Source organism: Bifidobacterium sp. POST2/T3 (B1) (genome assembly GCF_058197115.1).
Map to the genome: position 1 here is coordinate 1 of NZ_JBVPQK010000082.1, position 1,675 is coordinate 1,675.

The following is a 1,675-nucleotide window of genomic DNA, read 5'->3' on the forward strand; positions in this document are numbered from 1 at the left end:
TTTCCTCTCGACCTCCAGACTGCGCGCCGACCTGCGGCCGTGCATGTCGAAATACGAACCTGTCGGAGCGTCGGCGGGGTGGGCGGACGATTCCCGATCAGGAGGAGGCACCTATGCCGTTCGTGACGGCGTACCTCCGGGTTATGCCCATAGTCTAAACAGGGGTCTGGTCGGGGCGTGGCGGCAGTACCGCATGCCGGAATTCCGGCTCGAACTTCAGGCTGATTGCTCGGCGCGCAGGGCCGCAAGCAGATCCTGATCGTCCAGCCGCTTCCACCCCTGGGCGGCAGCAGCCAGCTGGGCCTTCCGCTTGCTGCTGGCCCGGCCTTTGCCGATCACGGTCCCGCCGTCCTCCAGTCGCAGTTCGGCGGTGAAGACCTGGGCGTATTCCGGCCCGGAGACCGCCATGGCGTACCGGGGCTCGCCCAAGCCCAGCTTGTGGGCCTTGACGGTGATCGAGGTCTTCCAATCCAGTGCTGGCCCCTCGGTGGCCACCTCGGCCAGGGTGTCGTCAAGAAGGGTATGGACGGTGGTCCTGGCCCCCTCGATGCCGTGCTCCACAAATACCGACCCGATCAGTGACTCGACGGTGTCGCAGAGTATGGAGTCCTTGTCGGCCCCGCCGTTTTCGCTCTCTCCCCGGCCCAGAAGAATATACTGCCCCAGATGCAGCTTCTCCCGGGCGATGGCCGACAGGGCCTCCTCGGAGACCGCCTTGGCCCGCATCTTGGCCAGTTGGCCCTCGGTCATGTCCGGATGGACCTTGTATAGGGTCTCGGTGGCCACCAGTTCCAGAACCGCGTCGCCCAGGAACTCCAGCCGTTCGTTGTTGGGCATGCCTGGGTGCTCATGGGCGAAGGAGCGATGGGTCAGGGCGTGCACCAGCAACTCCGGGCTGATCCTGCCACCTAGGGCCTGGAAGAGATCCTCAGCCGCCTGGTTGCCGGAATCCACTTGCTCCTGTTCCTCCTGCTGCATATGGTCTTTCTCGCTTTCCCGGCCTTGCCGTCTGATGATATGGAAAAACCCCTGCCACCCGTCGATGGCCGGGGTTCTCTCATTGCGTGTCGATCGCCGATCGGCTCACTTGCTGAACTGCGAGCGAATGGCGTCGCGGTAGACGCGCCCGCGGTACATGCCGCAGCTGGGGCATGCCATGTGCGGCAGCGCAGGAGCTCCGCAGTTGGGGCAGGTCACCGTAGCGGCGGCCTGGGTCTTCCAGTTGGCGCGCCGGGAATGGGTGTTGGCGCGCGAGGTCTTGTACTTTGGCAGTGCCATATTGTCCTCTGTTTCGATCGAATACTTCGAGCTTAAGCGTAGAGCAGTCTACCGCAACCTCCGGTCATTCGCCAGCCTGGCCGGCGCTGCCGGGGTTCTCCTCCTGCTCCAGACGCTGCTTCAGGCCCTCCAGGGCCGCCCAGCGGTCGTCCATTATCTCGTGGTGGTGATCGGGATGGTCATTCAGATCCATGCCGCACTGGGGGCACAGGCCCCGGCAGTCGGGTCGGCACAGGGGCTGCAGGGGAAGGGCCTCCACCAGGGTGTCACGCAGGAGGGCCTCCAAATCCATAAAGGCGCCTCCGCTGACCAGAGGATAGGTCTGGCCGCTGGCCTCGTCCTGTTCGGCCAGAATCTCCTCCTTGCCATGGGTCGGCTCTGGTTCGGGCTCCTTGTA

General features: G+C 64.5%; 3 protein-coding genes. All 3 read right to left on the reverse strand.

The genetic code is table 11. From position 1 onward, the window contains the following. Window positions 1-216: 216 nt before the first annotated feature. A complete protein-coding gene (gene rnc, locus AC0AP0_RS05525; RefSeq protein WP_313840608.1) occupies window positions 217-978 on the reverse strand; it encodes a ribonuclease III in 762 nt (253 codons plus the stop codon). Between the two features lie 105 nt (window positions 979-1,083). Continuing rightward, complete coding sequence (rpmF, locus tag AC0AP0_RS05530) at window positions 1,084-1,278, reverse strand: 50S ribosomal protein L32 (RefSeq protein ID WP_015021378.1); 195 nt, start codon at window positions 1,276-1,278, stop codon at window positions 1,084-1,086. 64 nt (window positions 1,279-1,342) lie between these two features. Next, window positions 1,343-1,675: YceD family protein (locus tag AC0AP0_RS05535; RefSeq protein ID WP_490429652.1), on the reverse strand; the 333-nt coding region annotated here is incomplete at its 5' end.

What these genes read in the sequence shown, in the direction of transcription:
- rnc (WP_313840608.1), bottom strand. Translation starts at nt 978, where the DNA reads ATGCAGCAGGAGGAACAGGAGCAAGTGGATTCCGGCAACCAGGCGGCT.
- rpmF (WP_015021378.1), bottom strand. Translation starts at nt 1,278, where the DNA reads ATGGCACTGCCAAAGTACAAGACCTCGCGCGCCAACACCCATTCCCGG.